General features: G+C 69.4%; 23 protein-coding genes. 18 read left to right on the forward strand and 5 right to left on the reverse strand.

Features of this window, described 5'->3' with window-relative positions:
* Positions 1-456: 456 nt before the first annotated feature.
* Positions 457-1371: an endo alpha-1,4 polygalactosaminidase gene (locus tag ACWCO2_RS11570; RefSeq protein WP_450127661.1), complete on the forward strand. Its 915-nt coding sequence runs from the start codon at positions 457-459 to the stop codon at positions 1369-1371.
* Between the two features lie 14 nt (positions 1372-1385).
* Here the strand turns inward: ACWCO2_RS11570 and ACWCO2_RS11575 are convergent, their stop codons facing one another.
* Positions 1386-1508 carry a hypothetical protein gene (locus ACWCO2_RS11575; RefSeq protein WP_450127662.1) on the reverse strand — a complete coding sequence of 41 codons (123 nt, stop codon included), beginning with the start codon at positions 1506-1508 and terminating at the stop codon, positions 1386-1388.
* A gap of 5 nt (positions 1509-1513) precedes the next feature.
* Positions 1514-1867, reverse strand: a complete 354-nt coding sequence (locus ACWCO2_RS11580) for an LLM class flavin-dependent oxidoreductase (RefSeq protein WP_450127663.1) — start codon at positions 1865-1867, stop codon at positions 1514-1516.
* Positions 1868-2305: 438 nt separating this feature from the next.
* Between ACWCO2_RS11580 and ACWCO2_RS11585 the strand changes: the two genes are divergently transcribed.
* From ACWCO2_RS11585 to ACWCO2_RS11660, 16 genes are all read left to right on the forward strand, one after another.
* Complete coding sequence (locus ACWCO2_RS11585) at positions 2306-3883, forward strand: amidohydrolase (protein ID WP_450127664.1); 1578 nt, start codon at positions 2306-2308, stop codon at positions 3881-3883.
* A gap of 134 nt (positions 3884-4017) precedes the next feature.
* Entirely contained in the window at positions 4018-4758 is a 741-nt protein-coding gene (locus ACWCO2_RS11590) for a polysaccharide deacetylase family protein (protein WP_450127665.1), read from the forward strand.
* A gap of 242 nt (positions 4759-5000) precedes the next feature.
* Entirely contained in the window at positions 5001-6347 is a 1347-nt protein-coding gene (locus ACWCO2_RS11595) for a nucleotide sugar dehydrogenase (protein ID WP_450127666.1), read from the forward strand.
* Positions 6348-6357: 10 nt separating this feature from the next.
* Positions 6358-7656: a carboxylate--amine ligase gene (locus ACWCO2_RS11600; protein ID WP_450127667.1), complete on the forward strand. Its 1299-nt coding sequence runs from the start codon at positions 6358-6360 to the stop codon at positions 7654-7656.
* Positions 7657-7700: 44 nt separating this feature from the next.
* On the forward strand, positions 7701-8924 hold the full coding sequence (locus ACWCO2_RS11605; RefSeq protein ID WP_450127668.1) for an NAD(P)-binding domain-containing protein: 1224 nt from the start codon (positions 7701-7703) through the stop codon (positions 8922-8924).
* Positions 8921-10459 carry an exopolysaccharide biosynthesis polyprenyl glycosylphosphotransferase gene (locus ACWCO2_RS11610; protein WP_450127669.1) on the forward strand — a complete coding sequence of 513 codons (1539 nt, stop codon included), beginning with the start codon at positions 8921-8923 and terminating at the stop codon, positions 10457-10459. Before ACWCO2_RS11605 ends, ACWCO2_RS11610 begins: the two co-directional genes overlap by 4 nt.
* 150 nt (positions 10460-10609) lie before the next feature.
* Positions 10610-11731: a glycosyltransferase gene (locus ACWCO2_RS11615; RefSeq protein WP_450127670.1), complete on the forward strand. Its 1122-nt coding sequence runs from the start codon at positions 10610-10612 to the stop codon at positions 11729-11731.
* Positions 11731-12705, forward strand: a complete 975-nt coding sequence (locus ACWCO2_RS11620) for an NAD-dependent epimerase/dehydratase family protein (RefSeq protein ID WP_450127671.1) — start codon at positions 11731-11733, stop codon at positions 12703-12705. The genes ACWCO2_RS11615 and ACWCO2_RS11620 overlap by 1 nt, the downstream gene beginning before the upstream one ends.
* Before the next feature lie 9 nt (positions 12706-12714).
* Entirely contained in the window at positions 12715-13896 is a 1182-nt protein-coding gene (locus tag ACWCO2_RS11625; protein WP_450127672.1) for a glycosyl hydrolase family 18 protein, read from the forward strand.
* Positions 13897-13915: 19 nt separating this feature from the next.
* On the forward strand, positions 13916-15229 hold the full coding sequence (locus tag ACWCO2_RS11630; RefSeq protein ID WP_450127673.1) for a glycosyltransferase family 2 protein: 1314 nt from the start codon (positions 13916-13918) through the stop codon (positions 15227-15229).
* 21 nt (positions 15230-15250) lie between these two features.
* Positions 15251-15979 carry a LuxR C-terminal-related transcriptional regulator gene (locus ACWCO2_RS11635; protein WP_450127674.1) on the forward strand — a complete coding sequence of 243 codons (729 nt, stop codon included), beginning with the start codon at positions 15251-15253 and terminating at the stop codon, positions 15977-15979.
* Complete coding sequence (locus tag ACWCO2_RS11640; protein WP_450127675.1) at positions 15976-17085, forward strand: glycosyltransferase; 1110 nt, start codon at positions 15976-15978, stop codon at positions 17083-17085. Before ACWCO2_RS11635 ends, ACWCO2_RS11640 begins: the two co-directional genes overlap by 4 nt.
* Positions 17086-17326: 241 nt before the next feature.
* A complete protein-coding gene (locus ACWCO2_RS11645) occupies positions 17327-17893 on the forward strand; it encodes an ATP-binding protein (protein ID WP_450127676.1) in 567 nt (188 codons plus the stop codon).
* Positions 17894-17898: 5 nt separating this feature from the next.
* Entirely contained in the window at positions 17899-18549 is a 651-nt protein-coding gene (locus ACWCO2_RS11650) for a LuxR C-terminal-related transcriptional regulator (RefSeq protein ID WP_450127677.1), read from the forward strand.
* Positions 18550-18675: 126 nt separating this feature from the next.
* Entirely contained in the window at positions 18676-19119 is a 444-nt protein-coding gene (locus tag ACWCO2_RS11655) for an RrF2 family transcriptional regulator (protein ID WP_450127678.1), read from the forward strand.
* A gap of 44 nt (positions 19120-19163) precedes the next feature.
* Entirely contained in the window at positions 19164-20384 is a 1221-nt protein-coding gene (locus tag ACWCO2_RS11660) for a globin domain-containing protein (RefSeq protein ID WP_450127679.1), read from the forward strand.
* Between the two features lie 103 nt (positions 20385-20487).
* On the opposite strand, the gene ACWCO2_RS11665 is transcribed toward ACWCO2_RS11660, so the two are convergent.
* Entirely contained in the window at positions 20488-22032 is a 1545-nt protein-coding gene (locus ACWCO2_RS11665; RefSeq protein WP_450127680.1) for an acetolactate synthase large subunit, read from the reverse strand.
* Positions 22033-22314: 282 nt separating this feature from the next.
* On the opposite strand from ACWCO2_RS11665, the gene ACWCO2_RS11670 reads away from it, so the two are divergent.
* Complete coding sequence (locus ACWCO2_RS11670) at positions 22315-23064, forward strand: alpha/beta hydrolase (protein ID WP_450127681.1); 750 nt, start codon at positions 22315-22317, stop codon at positions 23062-23064.
* Between the two features lie 50 nt (positions 23065-23114).
* On the opposite strand, the gene ACWCO2_RS11675 is transcribed toward ACWCO2_RS11670, so the two are convergent.
* Both ACWCO2_RS11675 and ACWCO2_RS11680 read right to left on the reverse strand, forming a co-directional pair.
* Positions 23115-23954 carry an alpha/beta fold hydrolase gene (locus tag ACWCO2_RS11675; protein WP_450127682.1) on the reverse strand — a complete coding sequence of 280 codons (840 nt, stop codon included), beginning with the start codon at positions 23952-23954 and terminating at the stop codon, positions 23115-23117.
* Between the two features lie 38 nt (positions 23955-23992).
* A complete protein-coding gene (locus ACWCO2_RS11680) occupies positions 23993-25018 on the reverse strand; it encodes an aldose 1-epimerase family protein (protein WP_450127683.1) in 1026 nt (341 codons plus the stop codon).
* Positions 25019-25178 lie beyond the last annotated feature (160 nt).

The raw sequence follows: 25178 nt of genomic DNA on the forward strand, positions 1-25178 counted from the left end.
ATTGTTTCTGTCGCAAGAACAATCATCCCAGGCCAGAGGGCATCTGCCCCACCACGACACGACCCCCACCGGCACAAACCCCAACACAACACCGGCGGATCCGGGTCCAGTGACTTCAAAGGTGCCCTTCACCTCTTGTTGGTGCTCGCGGTGACGGGGCAGCTGATCAGTGGTACGAGCTTTCCGCGTACGTGGCGCTGTTCGCTGATTCGGTTTGCTTCGGCGACCTCGGTGACAAGGGGACGGTCTGGCGACTGGGAGGGGTGAAGCGGCCGCACTTGATCAGGCTGATGTCGTTGAGGGGCGAGGCCTTCGGCGACGCTGCTGGACGTCACGGCGTGTTCTTGGGCTCTGCCGAGGTCTGCGATCGAGATGACGTGATCGGCGGTGCCGGTGAGTTCGCGACCAGGTCTTTCATTTCGTGCGGGGGCATGGGCCTAGGCTTGGTTCCCGGTGGTGAGTGGTCGGCGGAGCGACGCGCGTCTCGCCGGTTCCGAAGGCGCGGTCATCGTGGTGGAGGCGGAAGGCTTGGGCTCGGCGGTGCGGTTGGTGTGTTGGGTGATCGTCGTGGTGCTGGGTGCGGTCAGCGGGTGTTCGTCGAATCATGGATCCGCTGGGGAGCAGCGCTCGGGGACTCCGGAGAAGGCGCCGGTGTTTTCTCCCGCAGGAGTCGACTACCAGTTGGGCGGTGCCTATCCTCCGCCGGCAGGCGTCGGGATCGTGGTCCGGGACAGCACGGCCGAACCAGCCGCTGGTGTCTTCAACATCTGCTACGTGAACGGTTTCCAGACGCAGCCGGGGGAGCGCGAGGTGTGGCTGCGCGATCGCCGCGACCTGGTCCTGTTCGACGGCGGTCGTCCGGTCGTCGACGAGGAATGGCCCGATGAGTTCGTCATCGACACCTCCACGGCGGACAAGCGCCGCAGGCTGGCCGAGATCCAGGGCCGGACGATCGAAGGGTGCTCGGCAGCCGGGTTCGATGCGGTGGAGGTCGACAACCTGGACTCCTACAGCCGCTCGCGCGGAGCGCTCACGGCCGAGGACAACCTGGCCTTCGCAGCGGAACTGGCCCGGATCGCACACGACTCCGGCCTGCTCATCGGCCAGAAGAACGCCGCGGACCTGACCAGCCGGGCCGAGGACCAGGTGGGCTTCGACTTCGTGGTCGCGGAGGAATGCCTCCAGTACGACGAATGCACCGAATACACGGGCGCTTACGGAGACCGCGTCATCGGCATCGAGTACACGGACAACCTCGCGGAACCACCAGCGCAGACGTGCGCCCGACCGGATCGACCGAGAGCAACGGTGATCCGAGACCGCCAACTAGCCCCGGTCGGCGATGAAGCGCACTTCTACCACCAGTGCTGACAGCTCTCAGTCCGCTAGCGGAGGTCGAAGCTGCCGAGCTTGAGCTTGCTGATGAAGTCATTCCACAACCGGCCGTACGCGATCTTCGGCGACGAGGTGGAGTTCCGCCTAGGCAGGCAGATCGACGTGATGGACATCGTCTTCACCGAGGAGGGCTTGGAACGCCTTGTTTCGAAAGGGGAGCGGGCTCTCCGCGAGCTCCGCGCCAATCATCCGCCGGTGGAGGGTGAACGGTCGTTCCGCTCAGCTGGGCCAGAGTCGCGGCCTGCTTGGCCAGCAGCGGGGTTTGGCGGAGCGGAGCGAGCAGGACTTCGGTCTGGAGCCGGATGCGGTGAGTTGCGCCAGCCAGCGTTGCGAGGGTGACCAGGGGTTCTGGGTTGTCGTAGACCAGGCGATCCAGCAGGCCGAGGGTGCTGAACGGGCCTTCGTCTGCTCGTCGTGCCCAGGCGAGCAGGGCGGCCGGGTCGGCGATGGGTAGGCCGAGGCCGATCTTCATGTCTTGCGTCTCCAAAAGGGCAGGGTGAACACCTGTGCCGCCCCCTCGTTTCGCGCAAGCGGGTTCCCGTTCTACGGCGTACTCCTGGGGAACCTGATCAGAGTGCCGTCACCGTACATCAGGGATCGCCGCGCGTGCAGCCGGTTTTCCGGCACTCACGACCCCAGGGGTGGTCGGGGTGAGCGCAACGAGGGGGCGGGCTTGGTGGGGGATTTGCCCTCCTGCAGCCGATTGACCGGGCTTGGACGTGGGCATACGTTCGCTTGGCGAATGATCGGCTAGGAGGTCGGCATGTGCCAGGAGTGTTGTCGGCGTTCCCCGCAGCCCCGGATCTCGCGGGCTCAGTTCCTCAAGCTCGTCGGGTTGGCCACGGCGGGTGTTGCGGTGTCGGCGGGGTGTTCTACCGGTGCGCCGGGTCCCGTGCGGGAAGGTGGGCCGGTGCTGATCGACAACGTGCGGGGCTTCACGCTGACCCCCGACGGGCCGTTCGAGTTCTCCAGCCTGCTGGTCGAGGCAGATGGACGCGTTGGCGGACTCGACGTCGCCAGTGCCGGGGGCGCCGAGCGCATCGACGGGCGGGGTCGGGTGCTCATCCCGGGCCTGCACGACGCGCACGGCCACTTCGGGCAGCTCGGGGCCAACGTTTCGCAGCTCAACCTCGCCGGGACCAAGTCGCTGGACGAGGCGATGAAGGCGCTCAAGGCCTTCGCCGCGGAGCATGCGGATCGGCAGTGGATCCTCGGTCGCGGTTGGAATGACGTGATCTGGGGCTTGGGGCGGTTGCCGTCCGCTGCGGACCTGGACGCCGTGGTGCCGGACCGGCCGGTCTGGTTGGTGCGGGTCGACGGACACGCCGGGGTGGCGAATTCCGCCGCGCTGCGGCAGATCGGCGTCACCCAAGACACCCCGACGCCCTCGGGCGGGGAGATCGTGCGAGGTGCCGATGGCGCGCCCACCGGGGCCTTCGTCGATGCTGCGCAGGACCTCGTCGAGGAGCACCTGCCGAAGCCGACCACCGAGGACATCAAGCAGAACTTCCTCGCCGCGCAGCGAAAGCTCAACGAGGTCGGGCTCACTTCGGTCAGCGATGCGGGCACCAGCGCCGCCGAACTCGCGGTCCTGCACCAGCTGGCCGCCTCCGGCGAGCTGACGATCCGCACCAACTCGTTCCTCACCTACGACGCCTACCGCGAGCTCGGCGCGCAGGCGCGTGGCGACTCCTTCGCCGACGACATGCTGCGGGTCCGCACCGTCAAGCTCTACATCGACGGCGCGCTCGGCTCGCACGGCGCCGCGATGCTCCAGCCCTACGCCGACGACCCCGGCAACTCCGGGCTGCCGCAGCTGGACGCCGCCGAGCTGCGCGATCGGGTCATGCAGGTGATGCGGGACGGCTTCCAGGTCGCCACGCACGCCATCGGCGACGCAGGGAACCGGATGGTGCTCGACGCTTACGAGGCCGCGATGGCCGAGGTCGGCGGCGACATGCGGCACCGCATCGAGCACGCGCAGGTCCTCGCTGTCGAGGACATCCCGCGCCTGCGCAGCCACGGGATCATCGCCTCGATGCAGCCGGTGCACGCCACCGACGACATGAACATGGCCGAGAAGCGCGTCGGGCCGCAGCGCATCGCGGGTGCCTACGCGTGGCGGACGATGCTGGAGCAGGGCATCCCGATCGCGTCGGGATCGGACTTCCCGGTGTCCTCGGAGAACCCGTTCGACGGGCTTCACGCCGCGATCACCCGCACCGACCGGGACGGCCAGCCGGTCGGCGGCTGGTATCCGCAGCAGGCGATGAACCCGCTGGAGGCGCTGCGCTCGTTCACCCTCGATGCCGCGTTCGCCGCGCACCAGGAGCGGGTGATCGGCAGTCTGGAGCCGGGCAAGTGGGCGGACTTCGTCATCCTCGACCAGGATCCGCTGGACCCGCCGCCGGGTCGGGCGCGCTGGCAGACCAAGACGCTGCAGAACTGGGTCGCCGGGCGCCGCGTCGGCGAGTACGGGGAGCTCTGACCGTGCCTATGCGGTAGGGCGCGTACTGCACCGATCGGATCTCGGACGGCCGATCGGTGCATAGGCTCGGCTGACCGGTTGGTGTGACGTGCTAACGCCCGACCGGGCCCCGTTGCCGAGGAGAGCGGCGAGCCATGACGCAGACCGTGAGCAAGCGGACCTGGAGCGATACCGGGCGTCCGTTCCCGTACGTGCTGATGTACCACTCGGTCGCCGTCTACCAGCGCGATCCGTACCTGGTGACCGTCGACCCGCGCCGCTTCGACCAGCAGCTGCGGTGGCTGCGGAGCAACGGCCTGCGCGGGGTGTCGATGCGCGAGCTGATGCAGGCCCGCCGAGCGGGGGACGCGCGCGGCCTGGTCGGGCTGACCTTCGACGACGGCTACGCCGACTTCGCGCGCAACGTGGTCCCGGCGCTGCAGCGGCACGGGTGCAGCGCCACCGTTTTCATGATCGCCGGGCGGCTCGGCGGCGACAACGAGTGGGATCCGGCGGGGCCGCGCAAGCGGTTGATGACCATCGAGGAGGTGCAGGAGGTCGCCGAGGCCGGCATGGAGGTCGGCTCGCACGGGCTGCTGCACCAGCATCTGCCCTATTTGGACGATGACGAGCTGTTCGCCGAAGTAGTCGAGAGCCAGGAACTGCTGCGCGGGATCAGCGGCCAGGACGTCGCCGGTTTCTGCTACCCGTACGGCGACGTCGACCAGCGTCTGGTGAACGCTGTGGAGGCGGCCGGTTACGACTACGCCTGCGCCATCTGGCGCTCCGAGGCGTCTGGCGTGCACGCCCTGCCCCGTACCTACATCGGCGACCACGACGGTGCCCTGCGCCTGCGCGCCAAGCACCTGCGCCACCGGCTCACCAGCAACCGCTGAGTCCAGCCGGGAGTATGAGGGTGAACCACAGTTTCAATTGAAACTGTAAATCCCACCCACGGCGGATCACAGTTTCAATAGAAACTGTGGCTCCCACGTGTCCGCTGGACGTGTCGGGCTCGGGCGCAAGTGGGAAATGTCCTCAAGTTTCGGTAAGCGGGTTCCCCTCGGTGTGGGAGACCCCCGGCGGCCCGGGATGCGACGGTTTTCCGCAGCGAACACGGCGAACTGGGGGAGGGACCGTGAGCGGACATTCGCTGTCGCTGGCGATCAACGGGCGGGAACGGCTGCTGACCGACCGGCTGATCGCCTTCGAACCGGCCACGCCGGAACGCACCGAGACGGTGGCGGTCGTCGGCCTGGGCTACGTCGGGTTGCCCACCGCCTGCGCGTTGCAGGACTCAACGACCCGCGTCATCGGGTTCGACATCAGCGAGGAGCGGCTGCGCGAGATCAAGGCGGGCGAGGCTGACCTGTCCGAGGACGACCGGCGCGGGCTGGCCTCCGCGCTGGCAGAGGGTGGGCTGACGTTGACCAGCGACCCGGCGGTGCTGGCAGATGCGGACGCGGTGATCGTGTGCGTGCCGACGCCGGTGGACGCCGCGCGGGCCCCGGACCTGACGGCCTTGCGCGCGGCTTGCCGGACCGCGGTGTCGCACGCCCGGCCCGGCCAGGTGATCGTGCTGACCTCGACGACCTACGTCGGCACCACCCGGCAGCTGCTGGTGGAGCCGTTGCGCGAGCGCGGTCTGCAGGTCGGTGACGAGGTGCACGTGGCGTTCAGCCCGGAGCGCATCGACCCCGGCAACTTCGACCACGTGCAGCGCCGGACCCCACGAGTCCTCGGTGGCGTCACGCAGCGGTGCGCGCAGCGTGCGGCCGAGGTGGTGCGGCGGATGACAGACCAGGTCTACCTGGTCAGTTCGCCGGAGGCCGCTGAGCTGACCAAGCTCTACGAGAACATCTTCCGCGCGGTGAACCTGGCGCTGGCCAACGAGATCGCCGATGCCTGCGCGGTACTGGGCCTGGACCCGATCGAGGTCACGGTCGCGGCCGGCACCAAGCCCTACGGCTTCCTGGGCAGCTTCCCGGGACCGGGCGTCGGCGGGCACTGCATCCCCTGCGATCCGCACTACCTGCTGTGGCAGTTGGGGCGGCGCGGGTTGTCGTCGCCGCTGATCGAGGAAGCCATGCGCTCGATCGACCGGCGGCCGGGCCAGGTGGTGAAGCGGGTGGTGGAGATGCTCGGCGAGTCGGGCATCGACCACTCCGGCGCCCGGGTGCTGGTGGCCGGGGTCAGCTACAAAGCAGGCGTGCGGGACCTGCGGGAGTCCCCGGCGCTGCCGATCCTGGCCGGGCTGCGCCGATTGGGCATGGACGTTCACTATCACGATCCGCTGCTGCCGGAGATCGAGCTGCCCGACGGTTCCCGGATGACCAGCGAGCCCGAGCCGCGCGGCCGGGACTGGGACGCCACGGTCATCCACACCGTGCATCCGGGCTCCGACTACAGCTGGGCGCGGGACTGCCCGCGGGTGCTCGACGCGACCTACCAGTTCGATTCCGTGCCGCACCGGCGCGTGTTGTGAGGTGCAGCCGATGTTCGACACGACGACCCCTGCCGTGGTGTTCAAGCTCGATCCGAACGTGCTGCACCACGGCGGGCTCGGGGTGATCCGCAGTCTCGGCCGCGTCGGGGTTCCGGTGTACGCGGTGCATGAGGATTCCCTTGCTCCCGCGGCACATTCGCGCTACGTACGAGGCCGGTGGTTGTGGAGCCCGGATCCCGAGGACGCCGAAGCGATCAGGCACGGGCTGATGCAGCTGGCCCAGCGGATCGGCCGCACCGCGGTGCTGATCCCCACCGACGACGCGGCGGCGATCTTCCTCGCCGAGCACGGCGATCCGCTGCGCATGTGGTTCCGGTTCGCGCAGCCGCCGCACGACCTGCCGCGCCAGCTGGCCGGCAAGTTCACGATGTACGAGCTGTGCCGCCGGTTGGGCGTGCCGTGCGCGCAGGCGAGACTGATCGGCGCCTGGGACGAGGCGCTGGAGTTCGCCGACCAGGTGGGATATCCGCTGGTGGGCAAGCTCGCCGCGCCGTGGTTGCCGTCCGGGCGCCGGGTGCGCAGCACCACGATCGTCCACGACGAGGCCGACCTCGCCGCGCTCTACCGACGGTGCGGACGTGCTGGTGTCGGCGGGCTGATGCTGCAGGAGTACCTCCCCGGCGGGGCCGGGTACGACTGGTTCTTCCACGGCTACTGCGACGGTGACTCGGTGTGCCGTCCGGCGTTCACCGGGGTCAAGGAGCGCTCCTACCCGGCGCACGCGGGGCTGACCAGCTTGGGGCGCTGCGAGGACAACAGCCCGTTGCTGCGCTCGGCCGCGACGCTGCTGGAGAAGCTGTCCTACGCCGGCATCGTCGACCTGGACTTCCGGTGGGACGACCGCGATCAGCAGTACAAGCTGCTGGACTTCAACCCCCGGCTGGGCGCGCAGTTCCGGCTGTTCCGGGACAGCGCGGGCGTGGACGTGGCGCTGGCGTCCTATTTGGACCTCACCGGGCAGTCGGTGCCGGTCGGGCAGCCGGAGGTCGGTCGCCGGTTCCAGGTGGAGAACTACGACCCGATCGCGGCGCTGCGGTACTGGGGACGTGGTGAGCTCGGGTTGCGGGAGTGGGCGGGGTCGATGCGCCGGGTGCACGAGCGCGCCTGGTTCGCCCGCGACGACCTGCTGCCGTTCGCGCTGATGTGCACCTGGATGTTCTGCCGCACGCTGGCCCGGGCCAAGCCGTGGCGGCGGCGCACTCGGCATCCGGAACTGGCCGAACCGCAGTACGTCGCCGGTCGCAACTACGACGGAGGACGGGTGAAGAAGGAGCCGAGAACCAACTGACTCGCGATTTCACCTTGTTCTGCAACGACTTCTAAGGAGTACGCATGAACGATCTCGTGGACGTGGCCGTCGTCGGTGCCGGACCGTACGGCCTTTCGCTGGCCGCGCACCTGCGCCGGGCCGGGGTGTCGCACCGGCAGTTCGGCCTGCCGATGAACCTGTGGCGCGCGCACATGCCGCGCGGCATGTTCCTCAAGTCGCAGGGCTTCGCGTCGAACCTGTCCGACCCGGACGGCGCGCACACGCTGCGCAACTACTGCCTGGAGACCGGCAAGCGCTACGCCGACTACGGGATTCCGGTGTCGCTGCGCGACTTCGTGGACTACGGCGAGTGGTTCCAGCAGGGCCGCGGATTGGAGGTCGAGGAGCAGCTGGTGGCCGACATCGTGCAACGGCCCGGCTGGTTCGAGCTGACCCTCGACGACGGGCAGCACGTCGACGCCCGCCAGGTGGTGGTCGCGGTCGGCGTCGAGTACTTCCCGCGGATCCCGGAGACGCTGGCGGAGCTGCCGAGCGAGTTGTGCACGCACAGCTCGGCGTACGACGACCTCAGCGGTTTCGACGGGCAGGACGTCATCGTCGTCGGTGCCGGGCAGTCGGCGCTGGAGACCGCGGCACTGTTGCACGAGAACGGCGCCAAGACGCGGTTGGTGGCGCGGACGCCTCAACTGAACTGGAACGGCTACCCGTTGCTGCCGGATCGTCCACTGTGGAAGCGGATGCGCGAGCCGGAGGCCGGGTTGGGTTCGGGGCTGTCCACCTGGTTCTACTCCGAGCACCCGGAGATGTTCCGGCGCCTGCCGGAGTCGGTGCGGATCCAGCGGGCGCGCACCGCGCTCGGCCCGGCCGGTGGCTGGTGGCTGCGGGAGCGGGTGGAGGGCCGCTTCCCGGTGCACGTCGGGCACCGGCTGGACTGGGCCAAACCCACCGGTGACCAGGTGCGCTTGGGCGTGCGGGTCGGTGGTCAGGTGCGCGAGTTCAGCGCTGACCACGTCATCTGCGCCACCGGTTACCCGCCGGCGCTGAGCCGACTGCCGATGATCGGCCTCGGGCTGCGGTCCTCGATCGCGCTGGTCGGCGGAACTCCGCGAGTGGACGCCGATTTCGAGTCCTCGGTGCCGGGGCTGTACTTCACCGGCCCGCTGGTGGCGCCCAGTCATGGCCCGGTCATGCGGTTCGTCTACGGCGCTGACCACGCGGTTCGGCGGATCACCGCGCGGATCGAGCGGACGGCGACCCGGCCGCTGGTCCTCGGGGGTGCTGCATGAGCTTGACCGACTCCGCCGTGGCGCAGCCGTGGCCGCTCGCGGCGAACACGCCCGATGCGCGGCCGCTGCTGCGTCGGCGAGTCGGTGGTCGGCTGCTCCCGGTGGTCGACCTGGTCGCACTGGTGCCGGCGGTGCTTCTCGCCGGCTGGCAACTCGGTGTGGCGTTCGCACTGGTGGTGCTGCTGGTCCTGGCGATCCAGGGGCAGCACCGGTTGCGGATCTGCTCGCGCGTGTCCGATCAGGTGCCGCAGCTGGCGGTCGCGTCGGGGTTGCCGGTCGTGGCGCTCTCGCCGTGGCTGACCGGAGGCGGATTGCTCGGGATCGCCGCCTCTGGACTCGGCGGGTTGGTACTGGCTCGTAGCGGTTTCTACGCGGCGTTGCGCAGCGGCTACCGGCGCGGGGTCCTCAACGAGCCGACGTTGGTCGTCGGGTCCGGTGAGCTGGCGGGCAGGATCGTCGACAGTGCGCTCGAGCACCCGGAGTTGGGGTTGCGGCCGAGGGTGGTTCATCCGTCCGAAGTGGACCAGCTGGTCGAGATGATCGCCGCACATCGGATCAGCCGGGTTCTGATCTGCGCTGATGACGAGGCTCTGGTGTCGGTGATCCGGTCGAGTCGTCCGCTGCCCGCCGATGTGTGCGTGGTGCCCAGATTGCCCGAGATCGGCACGGCGCTTCCGCGCGCTGCGCTGGACGAGATCTGGGGTGTCCCGCTGGTTCCGTTGCACCGCTTCACCCACAGTCAGGCCGGAGCGGTGGCCAAGCGGGCGTTCGACATCGTCCTCAGCGCAGTTCTGCTGGCGCTGTTCGCTCCGCTGCTGCTGGCGCTCGCCATCGCGGTGCGGCTGGACAGCAGGGGCCCGGCGTTCTTCCGCCAACTGCGGGTGACCGGGCCGGGCCGAACCAGCGAGGTGATCAAGCTCCGCACTGTCCGCACGGGTGCTGCGCAGGGATGGGCCGTGCCCGCCGAGGACTGCACGGCGCTCGGCAGGTGGCTGCGCCGGACGCACCTGGACGAACTGCCGCAGCTGGTCAACGTGCTGCGAGGCGAGATGTCGCTGGTCGGGCCGCGCCCGGAACGGCCGCACTACGCGCTGCGCTTCGGGCAGGAGATCCCGCGCTACGCCGACCGGCACAGGATGCCCGGCGGGATGACCGGGTGGGCGCAGGTGCAGGGCCTGCACGGCGACACCTCCATCCCGGACCGGGCGCGCTTCGACAACCAGTACATCGAGCACTGGTCACCGTGGTGGGACGCGGTGATCGTGCTCCGCACGGCGGCGGTCGTGGTCCGGGCGTCGGTGGCTGCCTGCCTCCGGTGGGAGCTCGGTGGCAAGCGCTGCGCGCCCCACGCCCACCACGACCCCGCCACCCAACCGAGCTCCGTTGACCAGGCGCGGGACGAGAGGGGTCAATTTCGCGAGAAATTGACCATCACCCGGGTCTACATGACAGCGGCGCGAAAGCGCCACCGTAGGGGTGGCGGTCGGGAGAGGGGCAGGCCCGATTTCTCTCGAAATTGGCACGATCCCGGGTGACGCAGCAGGTAGAGAGCCTGGAGCAGATTCCACCGGGTGGGGGGGGTGGGTGCCAATTTCTCGCGAAATTGACGCCACCTCGGGTGACGGAGCTGTCGGTGGCGACGGTTCGTGAGGGAAGACCAGAACATCGGACTTTGGGGGAGAAGGATGAAGGTCCTGCACGTGATCACTGGGCTCGGCGTCGGGGGCGCTGAGTTGCAGCTGCGGTCGATATTGCAGCACACCAGGCACGACGCTGAGGTCGTATCGCTGTACAACCCGGGCGACGTGGCCGGGATGATCGCCGGGGACGGCGTGCGCGTGCGCGATCTCGGCATGACGCGAAATACCCAGGTCAGCACGGTGTTCAAGCTGCGCGAGGTGATCCGCTCCGGGCGCTTCGACGTGGTGCACACCCACCTGTACCGGGCCTGCGTGTACGGGCGGCTGGCGGCGCGGTTGGCGGGGACGAAGGTCGTGGTCTCCACCGAGCACTCGATCGGCGAAACCCACCTGGAGCGGCGGCGGATGTCGCTCGGCGTGCGCGCGCTGTACCTGGGTACCGATCTGTGCTCGGACGCCACCATCGCGGTCTCCGACACCGTCGCAGAGCGGCTGCGCAACTGGGGCATGCCGACGCGCAAGATCACCGTGATCCCCAACGGGGTCGACTTCGGCCGGGTCGAGTTCGACGACGCCGCCCGCGACCGGGTGCGCCAGGAGCACGGCATCAGCCCGGACTCCTACGTGGTGGGCGTGCTCGGGCGGCTGGATCCCAACAAGCGCTTCGACCTGGTCATCGAGTCGATGGCGCCGCTGCTGGGGCAGCAGACCAAGCTGCTGATCGTCGGCGACGGCCCGGACCGGGAGCGGCTGGCCGCGGCAGCCCGCGCCCACGAGGTCAGCCAGCACGTGATCTTCGCCGGTCAGCGGCACGACGTCGCCGCGATGCTGTCCTCTTTGGACTTGTTCGTGGCCTCCTCCGAGCAGGAGACCTTCGGCCTGTCGGTGCTGGAGGCGATGGCCAACGGCATCCCGGTGCTCTACACGACGTGCCCGGCGCTGGTCGGCATCGAGACCGACCGGGCCCGCCAGGTGCCGGGCCAGGTCGAGCGGATGCGCGCCGAGATCGCCGCGGAGATCATGGCCGGCCGACCCCGCGCGGACGAACCCGCGATCCGCGCGCATTACGGCATCGAAGAGGTCACCGGTCGCATCGACGACCTCTACGCCCAGCTGTGGCAGCGGAACGGCGCGGCGGTGCCGGCGGTGCCGGCGGGGAGGGCGTGATGCGCGCACTGGTCACCGGCGCAGCCGGTTTCATCGGATCGCACCTGGTCGAACAGCTGCTGGTCGACGGGCACCAGGTCATCGGGCTCGACGACCTGAGCACTGGGCGGCGGGCGAACCTGCCGACCGAGCACCCGGACTTGCGGCTGGTGCCGGGCAGCATCCTGGACGCGGCGTTGGTCGACGAGTTGATGGCGGGCGTGGACGTGGTGTTCCACCTGGCCGCGGCCGTCGGCGCGTTCGTCATCCAGGAGCGCACCCGGCAGGGCCTGCTGACCAACGTGCACGGCACCGAGAACGTGCTCGACGCCGCGGTCCGGCACAACACCCGCGCGCTGATCGCCTCCACCAGCGAGATCTACGGCAAGAACACCAAAGTCGGGCTGGTCGAGGGCGACGACCGGGTGATCGGATCACCGCTGAAGTCTCGCTGGACCTACGCCGAAGCCAAGGCCATCGACGAGAGCCTGACCTACTCCTACGTGCGCGAACTAGGTCTCAAAGCGGTGATCGTGCGGCTGTTCAACACCGTGGGCCCGCGGCAGAGCGGCCGGTACGGGATGGTCATCCCGCGGCTGGTCACCCAGGCGCTGCAGGAGCGACCGCTGACCATCTTCGGCACCGGACGGCAGATCCGTTGCTTCTGCCACGTGGCCGACGTGGTGCCCGCGCTGATCAGGCTGGTGGGGTTGGACCGCGCGCAGGGCATGGCGATCAACCTCGGCAGCACCGAGCAAGTGTCCATCGAGGACCTGGCGGCGCGGATCATCGCGATGACCGGATCGCCGAGCACGACGATCCGGGTGCCCTATGAGGAGGCCTACGGGCCGGGCTATGAGGACATGCAGCGGCGGGTGCCCGACTGCGCCCGCGCGCGGGAGCTGATCGAATTCCGGCCGCAGCACAGCCTGGACGACATCATCCGCGCGGTGATCGACGAGCAGGTGCGCACCGGCGAGCCTGCCACGGCGTGAGGGGGCGACATGCGACCGATCCGGTGGCTGGTCGCGGCCGTGCGCGATCGCGGCGAGCGGTTCGAGCTGCAGCCGAACGGGCCCGGCGCGGCGCGGCGCGTCCGCACCGTCAGCCGACTCGGCGGGTCGATCTGGCTGCTCGTGCTGATCTCGATCTCGATCCTGGTCGTGGCCTTCCTGGTGGCGCCCCGTGGCAGCGGTCCGGTGGAGCACAGTCCGGCGGTGGTCGCCTCGCTGCCGTTCTGGAACCTGGGCAACGGTACCGACGTGGTGGTCCAGAACCGGGAGTCGGTCAACGAGGTCTCGCCCTGGATCTACGGGCTGGGCCAGGACGGGAAGGTGCTCGAGCAGTACCCGATGGAGCAGACCGCGGAGGTCGGGCACCGGCTCGGGCAGCTGCGCGACGCCGGGATCCCGATCGTGCCGTCGCTGGCCAACATCACCGACGGTAGCTGGGCTTATGAACCGGTGGCCGCGTTGCTGCACGACCCGGCGCGGCGCCACCGGCACGTCACCGAGATCGTCGAGCTGGTCGAGCGGGAGAACTACGCGGGCATCGACATCGACTACGAGAACCTGCGCGCCGGTGACCGCCGGGCCTTCAGCGATCTCGTCACGGAACTGGGCGGGGCGCTGCACGCGAAGGGCAAAACGTTGTCGGTGGCGGTGTTCGCCAAGGACAGCGACGCTGGTTACGACGAGCGCAACGTGGCGCAGGACTACGCGGCGATCGGCCGGGTCGCCGACCAGGTCCGGTTGATGGGCTACGACTACCACTGGAACACCTCGCCGCCCGGTTCGGTCGCGCCGATCACCTGGATCCGCGCGGTGCTGGACTACGCCAAGACCCAGATCCCGCCCGGGCGGATCGTGCTGGGCGTGCCGCTCTACGGCTACGACTGGGTGGCCGGCGGTGAGGGCACCGGGGTGACCTGGTTGAAGGCGTTCCAGCTGGCCACTGAGCACGGCGCGAAACCGCAGTACGACGCCGAAACCCAGTCGCCGTGGTTCCGCTACACCGACGAGCAGGGCCGTGAGCACGAGGTGTGGTTTGAGAACGCGGCCAGCTCCAAGGCGAAATTCGAGGCGGCGCGAGGCTCGGGCATCGGCGGCGTCTACCTGTGGATGTTCGGCTACGAGGACACCGACACCTGGCACGAGCTCGCGCGCAGCATGCCGGTGGCGAAGTGACCGGTCGGGGGTGGGTGGGATGTTTCCGTGGTGGTTGCTGGCGATCGCGGTGTTCGGCGCCAACTTCGCGCTGTGGGGCGTGATCGGCTTGCTGCGCCTGCTGGACAGCTCGGCGCAGCGCTGGCGCGACCGCCGGAGCGCTGATGATTCGGTGGTGGACCTGGACCGGCTCCAGGGCGGGCTCGGTGTCGACGACGTCGCGGTGCTGATGCCCGCGCACAACGAGGAAGCGGTGATCGTCGACAGCATCGCGGCGATCACCGCGCTCGTGCCGGTGGAGAACGTGCACGTGGTCTCCGACGGATCCACCGATCGCACCGTGGAACTGGTGCGCGAGTGCGGGGTGCAGGTGATCAGCACCGCGCGCAACGTCGGCAAGGCGGGTGCCCTGAAGGAGGCGATCCGCCGGTTCAGGCTGGTCGATCGGTATCCGGTGGTGATGCTTCTGGACGCCGACACCCACGTTCAGCCCGGCTATTTCGACGCAGCACTGCGGCTTTTCGACGATCCCGAGGTGGTGGCTGTCGCCGGATGCGTCAAGACCACCTGGCGCGGACGTGGTCTCGGGATGATCGGCAAGCTGGTCGCCTTCCACCGGCAGCGGATCTACACGATGACGCAGTACCTGCTGAAGTTCGGCCAGACCTGGCGGCGCACCAACGCCACCCACATCGTTCCCGGCTTCGCCAGCCTGTACCGCACCGAGGTGCTGCCGCGCATCGAGGTCAACCCGCCTGGGCTGGTCATCGAGGACTTCAACATGACCTTCGAGGTGTACCAGAAACGGCTCGGCAAGGTGGGTTTCACGCCGGCAGCGGTGGCCGCGACCCAGGACCCGGGCACGCTCAAGGACTACGTGAAGCAGTGCAAGCGCTGGGCGCTGGGCCTGTGGCAGACGGTGCGGCTGCACCCGCCGCGGGCGAACCTGTTCACCGCCATGCTCGCGTTGCTGCTGCTGGAAATGCTCACCAGCAGCGTGCTTCTGGTCGTGTTGCCGGTGGTGCTCGTGGCGCTCCTGCTGCCCGCATTGCTGCCCGGTCTGCTCGACGTGCCGGTCTTGGGCGAGGCACACCAGTTCGTCAGCGGATTCGCGACGCCGTCCGCTCTTCTGTTCGGAGTGCTGATCCCGGACCTGGCCTTGACCTGCATAGTCGCGCTGCTGCAACGCCAACCGCGCTACCTGCTGGTCGGTCTGCTGTTCCTGCCGTTGAGAGTTCTCGACGCGGCGATCGCGCTGTACGCGATTCCCGGTGCCTGGCTGACGAAGTCCTCTGGTCGCTGGCGCAGTCCCGACCGCCACGTGGTGGATCGAAGCGCCGCTCGCACTGGATGATGATGTCGGACAGGCGTTCTCGTGCGGTTGGACGAGGACTGGGCGCTGCGGTTCGGTCACGCTGGGGCGGTGAACGTGCTGCGACTGCTCATGGTTGACGACCACGTGATGCTCGCCGAGGCGCTCAGCGCCAGGCTGGCCGAGGTGACCGATCTGTGGGTCGTGGGGCACTGCGCCACCAGCGATCCGCGACTGTCCGAGGTGGTGCGGCAGACCAAACCCGATGTGCTCACCCTCGACGTCGAACCCGCCGGAGCGGGCACCGGACGCCTGCTGGCCCAGCTGCAGCGGATCCGGCCCAGCACGGCGATCGTCGTGCTGACCGGTGTCCGCGAACCAAGTCAGGCCATCGCGGCGGCTCGCGCCGGCGCGGCAGCGTGGGTGCCCAAGGAACGAAGCTTCGAGGAGCTCACCGAGGTGCTGCTGGGCGTGTGCCGCGGGCACAGCTGGTATCCGCCGGACCTGCTCGGCCCGGTGCTGCGGGAACTGCGCGAGGACACCGTGCGTGCCAATGAGCGCAACGGCCCGCTGGACGTGCTCAGCGACCGGGAGCGGGATGTGCTGACCCGCATGGTCAACGGCAAGCGCGGAGCGCAGATCGCCGAAGACCTGCTGATCTCCGCTGAAACCGTGCGCACGCACACCCGCAGCATCCTGGCCAAGCTCCAGGTGCACAGCCAGCTGGAAGCGGTCAGCGTCGCCTGCGCGGCCGGCCTGCGGGCCGACGACGAACTGGACCTCGTGCGGTGAGCCTGCGCGTCGCCACCGTCATCACCCGGCTCGAAGGCGGCGCCGGAGTCCTGGCGCTGCGCGGGGCGAAGGCGTTGGATCCGGACGAGCACGAGGTCGCGGTGATCGCCGGATCCGGCCGGTTGCTGCCCGAAGCCGAGGCAGCCGGGCTGGAGACCATCGTCGAGCCCGCGCTGCGCGCCCCGATCTCACCGGTCTACGACCTGCTCGCCCTGCGCCGGTTGACCGCGCTGTTGCGGCGGTTCGACGTGGTGCACACGCACTGCTCGAAAGCTGGTGCGGTCGGCCGAATAGCAGCCCACCGGGCGGGAGTGGGCAGGGTCGTGCACACCTTCCACGGCTTCGGTTTCCACCGTTTCCAACCGGCCTACCGGCGGCGCGCCTACATCGAGATCGAACGCCGCCTAGGACGCATCACCGACCTCGCGTTGTGCGTCGGCACCGGTGTCTCGGTCGAGGCGTTGCAGCGCGGCCTCGTGCCGCCCGAACGCATCCGCACGATCGGCGTGGCAGTCGACCACACCGCTCCTACCTGCACAGATGACAACAGGCAGCGCGCCAGGGAGCTGCTCGGATTGGCGCCCGAGGACGTGGTGGTCGGTGCAGTCGGTCGTCTGACCTACCAGAAGGCGCCCGAGCACTTCGTCGCCGCGCTGGCCGCGCTGAGGCGCCCCGACGTGGTGGGCGTGTGGATCGGTGGTGGTGAGGAGGCAGCGGAAGTCCGCACGCTCGCCGTCGACGCCGGTGTCGAAGTGGTGTTCACGGGGGAGCGCGACGACGTGGCGCACCTGCTTCCCGCGTTCGACGTGTTCACCCTGCCCAGCCGGTACGAAGGGCTGCCGCTGGCGGTCGTCGAAGCCATGGTCTGCGGAGTTCCGGTGGTGGCCACCGCCGTCAACGCGGTCGGCGACGTCGTGGCGCCCGGCGAGACCGGACTCCTCGTGCCACCGCACCGGCCTGACCTGCTGGCCGCTGCCGTGGCCCACCTCCTGGACAACCCGATCGAAGCCGCCCGGCTGGCAGGGGCCGCGCGCGCTCGGCTGGACGGCCGTCACGAGATCGGGGCGTTGGCAACTGCCCTGGACAGGGCGTATCGAGCGGAGTGACGCAACGTAGCGGTTCGCCGCGGGAACGACGACCGGTGCCGCCCGGAAGCCCGATTTCCTTCTGCACGTGGAGTAGCCGCACCCCCCATCGTGCAGCAGTTGCAACACCTCGCGTGCAGTAGGCGATTTGCCGGGTAGCACAGACTGCTGTTGGGGGAGAGGAGTCGCTGTGCACACGATTACCGAAACGGTCCGGGCACCTGAACTGCCCGGTCCTCGCGGTTCGCGGGGTGGAACTGAGTTGCGCAGCCTGTTGCACGATCTCGGGCACGGTCTGGCGACGCTGTCCTACATCGCGGACGGCCTGCGCGCCGACCCGGCGTTGCCTGGCGAAGCGCTGCACCGGTTGCAGCTGATGGAACTGGAGCTGGACCGGCTGCTGGAGCTGGTCGACCTGCGCGAACAGCCGCGCGAGGACGGCTTCGCACTGCGAGAGCTGCTCACCCAGCTCGTCGCGGTCAAGTCGCTGCGCGGACCGGCCGAGGTGGTGCTGCTGGAGGGCGCCGAGGTCACCATCCGCACCGATCAGACGCTGCTGTGGCGGATGGTGTCGAACCTGCTGGACAACGCGGTGCGCGCCGCGGGCAGCAGGGTGACCGTGGCGGTGCGCGAGTCCGTGGGGGAGCTGCGCGTCGAGATCACCGACGACGGACCGGGATTCGGCCGCGGACCGCGCGGCATGGCCTCGCTCGGACTGAGCATCGTGGTCGCGCTGGCCCGGCGCTGCGGTGCCGAACTGCGCGTCGACCCGGCACCGGGCGGCGGAACCTGCGCGCGGCTGGTGTTCCCGTCGCACCTGGCGAGGTGACCAGGATGACGGACCTGGTACTCGGCGACGACCACACGATCTTCGTCGACGCGCTGGTCGCGACCCTGCCGCAGCACGGCCACCGGGTCGTGGGCACCGCCGACAACGTCGGAGACGTGGTCACCGCGGTCCGAGCCCACCAACCGGACCTCTGCCTGCTGGACCGGTTCTTCGGCGACGGCGACGGCCTGGACGTGATCGGCGAGCTGCTCAACGCCGGCGGGCGCACCCGGATCCTGGTGCTCACCGCCGACTGCGACGTCCAAGGCATGCGCACGGCGCTGGGCAAGGGAGCGGCGGGTTACGTGAACAAGATGTGCGGGCTGGCGGTGCTGGCCGGGGCGATCCGCGGCGTGATGGACGGCGAGGTGGTCGTCGAGCTGGCGGCCTCGCGCACGCCGCGCCTGGCTGGCACCACCGACGCCCGCAGGCTTGCCTCCCATCTGACCGCCCGGGAACGGCAGTGCCTGCGCATGCTGGTCGACGGCGCGCACACCACGGCGATGGCCAAACAACTGGGGGTGGCACCGACAACTGTGCGCACGCACGTGCAGTCGGTGCTGACCAAGCTCGGGGTGCACTCCCGCCTGGAAGCGGCATCGTTCGCGATCCGCCACGGCTTGCTCGACGACGAGCGGATGCTCGTCGCGGGTTGAGCACTGGGGGTCCGTGAGTCCCTTCGGGTCGAGTCCCGGAGGGACTCACGGTCGTTCTCCAGGTAGTGGCGGAGCCCACCAGAATTTATTCCGCATCTGAGATGCGGAATATAATAGCGTGCAGGTGTGCAGCTCACCGCGTTCACCGATCTCGCGCTCCGCATCGTGATGCGCTTGGCCGTGCTCGACGAGGACGACCGGGCGCAGACCAGGACGCTCGCCGAGCAGCTCCACGTCCGCTATACCCACGCCGCGAAGGTCGTGACCGAGCTGCAGAAGCTCGGGCTCGTCGAGACCAGGCGCGGCCGCGCGGGCGGACTCCGCCTCGCCGCAGGTGCGCACGAGACCTCGGTGGGGTTCGTCGTCCGCGAGCTGGAAGGCGCGGGGGAGGTCGTGGAGTGCGACGGCGCCAACCCCTGTCCGCTCCGCGGTGGCTGCCGGCTCAGATCGGCGCTGCGTCAAGCGCAGGAGGCGTTCTTCGCCGCGCTGGACCCGCTGACCATCGCGGACGTCGCCGCGCCGCCTACCCGATCCTTGCTGCTCTCGCTCGCCACCGGCCCGCCGAGCTGATCGGCATCCCACCGAAGCAGGTCCGACCGACGAAGGCGCCCCCGATGATCTCCTCAGCTTCGACCGAAGTCGTCCGCGCCACCCTGCCCGTGATCGGCGCGGCCATCGACGACATCACGCCGGTGTTCTACCGGCGCCTCTTCGCCGCGCACCCCGAACTGGAGCGCGACCTGTTCAACCGCGGCAACCAGGCACAGGGCGACCAGCAGCGCGCGCTGGCCGGGGCCATCGCGGCCTACGCCACCCTGCTCGTCGCGGCGGAGGGCCCGGACCCGCGGACGGTGCTCACCAGGATCGCGCACAAGCACGCCTCGCTGGGCATCACCGCGGACCAGTACCCGATCGTCCACGAACACCTCTTCGCCGCGATCGTCCAAGTCCTCGGCGAGGAGGTGGTGACACCGGAGGTCGCGGCCGCGTGGGACGAGGTCTACTGGCACATGGCCGACACCCTCGTCGAGATCGAGCGAACCCTGTACGACGAGGCCGGGGTGGCGCCCGGCGATGTCTGGCGCACACTCGTGGTTCGCCAGCGGGCGCAGGAGGCGCCTGACACCGTGAGTTTCGTGCTGGCAGCGCCCGATGATGCGCCATTACCGTCCGCGCGGCCGGGGCAGTACGTCTCGGTCGCGGTCCGGCTCCGCGACGGAGCCCGCCAGATCCGGCAGTACAGCATCACCCGGGTGCCCGACGAGACTTCGGTGGGCATCTCGGTGAAGGCGGTCCCGCCCAACCGGTCCGAAGACGCGCTCGTCCCCGCCGGCGAGGTCTCGAACTTCTTGCACGACAACGTCTTCGAAGGCGACGAGCTCGAAGTTTCCGCGCCCTTCGGAGAACTGGTCCTGTCCGACGGTGAGGCTCCGCTGGTGCTCGTTTCCGCGGGCATCGGGATCACCCCGATGATCGGTTTCCTGCACCACCTCCGGCGCACCTCACCGCACCGGGAAGTGCTGGTGCTGCACGCCGATCGCTCACCGGCCCGCCACGCCCACCGCGCCGAGCTGAAGACCCTCGTCGACGAGCTCCCGTCCGCGACCTTGCACCGCTGGTACGAGGATCTCGACGTCCGGCGGACCGACGTCCACCTGCGGTCCGGCCTGATCGACCTCGACGACGTCGACCTGCCCGCCGAAGCGGAGGCCTACCTGTGCGGACCGTTGCCGTTCATGGCGCGAGTGCGCCGCCAACTGATCGCCCGAGGCCTGGCCGAAGACCGGATCCACTTCGAGCTCTTCGGCCCGACCCGCGAGCTGGAGGTCGCATGACCCGGGCCTTCCTCGGCATCGTCGTCCTGTGAACGCCGGGCACGGCGGGGTGTCAGTTATAGGCAGAACTGACACCCCGCCCAAGGGATCCCGGAGGTCGACTTCAAAGGACGGCTTCGATGAGGTGGGGGCCAGGTTCGGCGTGGGCTCGGCGCAGGGCGTCGAGGAGTTCGGTGCCGGTCGTAGCGCGGGTGCTGGGGACGCCGAAGCCGCGCGCTGCCGCCGTCCAGTCCACTGTGGGCCCGGCGAGGCTCGTCATGCTCGCGGCCGCCGGACCTGGGTGGTCGACGCCCGCCCGGCGGAGCTCCGCTTGCAGGATTCCGTAGCGGGAGTTCGCGCAGATCACGGTCGTGACGTTCAAGCCTTCGCGAGCTTGTGTCCACAGTGCCTGGACGCTGTAGGCCGCGCTGCCGTCCGCCTGGAAGTTGATGACCGCCCGGTCCGGGCAGGCGATCGCGGCACCCGTGGCCACCGGCAGACCCATGCCGATCGCGCCGCCGGTGTTGGTCAGCTCCGAATGCGCTGGCGCAGCCGCGGCAATCGCGGGGAACGCCGCACCGGAGGACACGCCTTCGTTGACCACGATCGCGTTCTCCGGCTGGGTGAGCACGATCGCCGCTGCGATGTCGGCCGCGGACAGCGCGCCGTTCGGCGTCGGCACCTCGGGCCGCGCGATCACCGGTAGTTCGGTGGCCGCGCTGCCGGTCGCCTCCGCCAGTGCCTGCAACGCCTCGACGGCGTTCTGCTCGACGTCGGCGAGGGTCTGCACCTGCATGTCGTCAGGCACTGGGTAGCTCGGCACGCCCGGGTAGCCGAAGAACGACACCGGGGTGCGGGCGCCGACCAGAATCAGGTGCGAAAACCCTTCCAGGGTGCGGAGAACGTCCTCCGGGAAGTACGGGATCGACCGCATGGGAGGGATCCCCGGACTTCGGTCGATGCGAGCGGGAGAGCGTTCGGCGAACAGCTCACCGCCGACCGTGGCGGCGATGCGCGCCGCGGCGCGGACCCCGTCGGGTTCCAGCGCGCGCCCGCCGAGCAGGAAAGCGGGGCGCCCGCTTCCGCTGGCGAGCAGCTTGGCGATCGCGGTGACCTGCTCGTCGTCCACCGTCGGTGGCTCGGGCACCGCCGCGATCTCGACGGGTTTGCCGCCCTGTTCCCACATGTGGTCGGCAGCAGTGATGAGCGTGGCGGGGAGCCGCTGCTGCATGGTGGCTTGGTATGCCTCGGCGAACTCCGCGGCGGCGTTCGCCGCCGACGTGGTGCGACTCACCGAGCCCGAAACGGGGCCCGCCAACGATTCGATATCGCTGGTTAGCGGCGCATCGGCGGCCTGGTGCCAGGAGGCGTGCTCGCCTATGAGATTCATCATCGGTGTGCGGGCGCGGCGCGCGTTGTGCAGGTTCGCGATCCCGTTGGCGAATCCCGGGCCGAGGTGCAGCAGCGTCATCGCTGGAGTACCGGTCATCCGGGCGTGACCGTCGGCTGCTCCGGTGACCACTCCCTCGGACAGCGCTAGCACCGACCGCAGTCCCTTGACCTGGTCGAACGCCTCGACCAGTGGGATCTCGGTGGTGCCGGGGTTGGCGAAGCAGACCTGGACGCCGGCGCTGACCGCGGTGGCCAGCAGGCTTTCGGAACCCTTCACGTGCCGCTCCTCAGCGTTCCTGATCCGCCCGCGCTGGCGGATCTTGCTGCCATGCTCGCGGCCACCCGAGGTCCGGGCAAGGATCTACGGGTCGGTAACGTGGGAATCAGACCTAACGGACTTGGAGGTGGCGTGTCCCGCGCACGGAGAATCGGAAGCTTGCTCGCGGCGGCAGCAGCAGTGGTATCGCTCGCCGGGTGCGCAGAGCCACCGGCTCCACCGGCTCCACCCGCCCCGCCGGAACCGGCGGTCGACGCCGCGCCGGCCGCGTCCGAACAGGCCATGCCGGAGATCCACACCGAGCAGGTCTACTCCGAGAGCCGCGGCACCGACGTGCAGCTCTACCTGGCCTACCCGACCGGGCTGGAGTCCACCGAGAACCTGCCGGTCGTGCTCTACCTGCACGGTCGCGACGGCGTGGACCCGACGCCGATCCCGTACGACACGCTGGCTTCGCTGGAGCGGCTCTACCACGAGGGCCAGATCCCGGCGTTCGCGTTCGCAGTGGCCGACGGCGGCTACAACCCGTACTGGAACGACGGTTCGGCCAACGGTGACCTCGCGTCGATGTTGAACGACGAGCTGCCGGACTGGCTGCGCGAGCGCGGTTTCGGCGATGAGGAAGGTCTGCCCTTCGCCGTTGCGGGGATATCGACCGGAGGGTTCGGCGCGCTGACCTACGCCGAGGACCGCAGCGTGGCGGGCAAGCCCGTTGCCGCTGTCGCCGAGCTCGCCCCGGCGCTGCAGCTGGACTGGGACGGCATGAAGGAGAAGGAAGCCTTCACCAGTGAGGACGAGTGGCTGAAGGTGGACCCGCTGCGCCGTCTCGACGAGCTCGGCGACGTGCCGGTCGGCGTGTGGACCGGCGACGCGGACCCGTTCCTGGACGGCATCAACGAGCTGATCGAGCGGCACCCGAACACCCCGGTGGTCTCCTACGTGCCGGGCGGCCACGAGGGCGCGGTGTTCGACGCGGTCGGCACGGAGTTCGTCGGGTTCCTGGCGGACTCGCTGCCGCAGAACCGCCCCTGATCTTCTCCAGCGAAACGTGCGGCGGGACCTGGATCCCGCCGCACGTTCTTTCACGCCTGGTGGCTGACCAGGTGCTGCAGCAGTAGCCGGGTGAAGCTGTCCGGCGCTTCCTCCGGGACCCAGTGCGAGACTTCCTCCAGCATCTCGAACCGGTAGGGCCCGGTGACGTGCGCCGCGGTGGCCATCGCCGCCGTCGAACCGAACGCCACGTCCTCGGTGCTCCAGACGTACAGCGTCGGCACCTCGATCGGCCCGAGCTCGCCGCTGTCGTAGCGCGCGGCCCGGTACCAGTTCAGCGCCGCGGTCAGCGCGCCCGGCTCGGTCAGCCGCTGCACGTAGTCGTCGACGTGGTGCTCCGGCACGCCGGGGTAGTAGATCTGCCGGAGCTTCTTGGCGTTGTCGGCCAGCAGCGTCTTCTCCGCGGTGGAATTGCGGAAGCCCTGCATGTACGCCGAGCGCTGGGCTTGGTCCTCGTCGCTGCCCAGCGCCGCGTTGAACGCGTCCAGGTGTGGCACCGACACGGAGGTCAGGGTGCGGATGCGGTCGGGGTGCTCGGCGGCGGTCGCCCACGCCACAGCGGCGCCCCAGTCGTGGCCGACCAGGTCGAAGCGATCCCAGCCGAAGTGCTCGGCGATGGCCAGCACGTCCCCGACCAGTTCCGACATCCGGTAGTCGCTGACCTGCTCCGGGCGCACGCCCGGGGAGTAGCCGCGCTGGTCCGGCGCGACCGCGAAACACTCGGCGGCGCCGAGCACCGAGAGCTGCTCGCTCCACTCCACGGCGGCTTCGGGGAAGCCGTGCAGCAACAGGACCGGGCGGCCGTCCTGCGGGCCGGCGGTCAGGGCGTCGAACTTCCCGGCGGGCGTGGGGATCTGGATGTACTCGGCCACGCGATCACTGTACCGGCGGGCCGAGGAACGACGATCCGTCAGCGGGCGATGCGGTATCCCCAGGTGCCGCGGTGGGTTTCGCCCGGTTGCAGGGTGATCAGACCGTCGCCGGTGACGAAAGCGTTGGGGGCGCAGGTCATCGGCTCCACGGTGATGCCCTGGCGTGTCGGCCGCTCCGTGCTCGGGCTGTCGTCGGTGTAGACCTGCAGGTAGCCGTGCGTGGGGTCGACCCAGAGCTCGGCGGTGATGCCGTCCTGGCGGGCGAAGCGCACCACGGCGTTGCCGTCGGGACCGCGGGTCAGGTCGGTGAAGGCGGTGTCCATCTTGGTATCGCCGATCGGCCGGGCCTGGCGGTAGTCGTACTGGCTGCCTTCCACCGAGTCCTTCCCGGTCGGGATCAGCCGGTCGTTCACCAAGTAGTGCGTGCTCGCGGGCAGCTCGAAGACGATGCCGTCGATGCGGTCGGCGCCCGCGGCGAGGTAGGTGTGGTTGGCGGTGCCGAACGGGGCGGCGGTGCGGCCGACGTTCTTCGCCGTCAGCGTGCTGCGCACCCCGGAGTCGTCCACGGCGAACTCGATCTGGAACGACAGCTGGAACGGGTAGCCGTAGGACGGCGGTAGCAGGTACTCCAGCACCACCCCGTCCGCTCGGTGCTGGACGGGCTGCCACTCCACGAAGCTCATCAGGCCGTGCAGCGCTGCATCGCGCTCGGGCTCGCTGACCGGTACCTGCAATTTCTGGCCTTCGAAGGTGTAGCTGCCGTGGTCGATGCGGTTGGGCCACGGCAGGATCGTCTTGCCCCGGTAGCCCTCGCCAACCTCGTCGGCGCTGTGCGTGAGCAACAGCTCCCGCCCATCGACCTGCCAGGACAGCAGCGTCGCGGACACCCCGGCGATCACCGCCCGCTGCCTGCCGGAGCGGATCTCGTACAACCGGCCGTTCGCGGTCTGCACCCCACCGGGCGGCTGCGCCACAGCGGAGCCGCCGGCGGGTCCGGCGAGCGCGGCGGCGGTGGTGGCGCCGGCCGCGGTGACGAGCGCCGCGCGTCTGCTGAAGCGTCGCATCGTGCTTTCCTCCCGATGGGTGGACAACCCGAGCCACAGTTTCAATTGAAACTGTGATCCGCCGTGGGTGGGTTTTACAGTTTCAATTGAAACTGTAGTTCCTCGTTAGGTGACGGGACCTCGGAGAACGGTGACGCGTGGTGGCCGGGTCCACTGTGGC

This window comes from Saccharopolyspora sp. NPDC002376, from assembly GCF_053593195.1.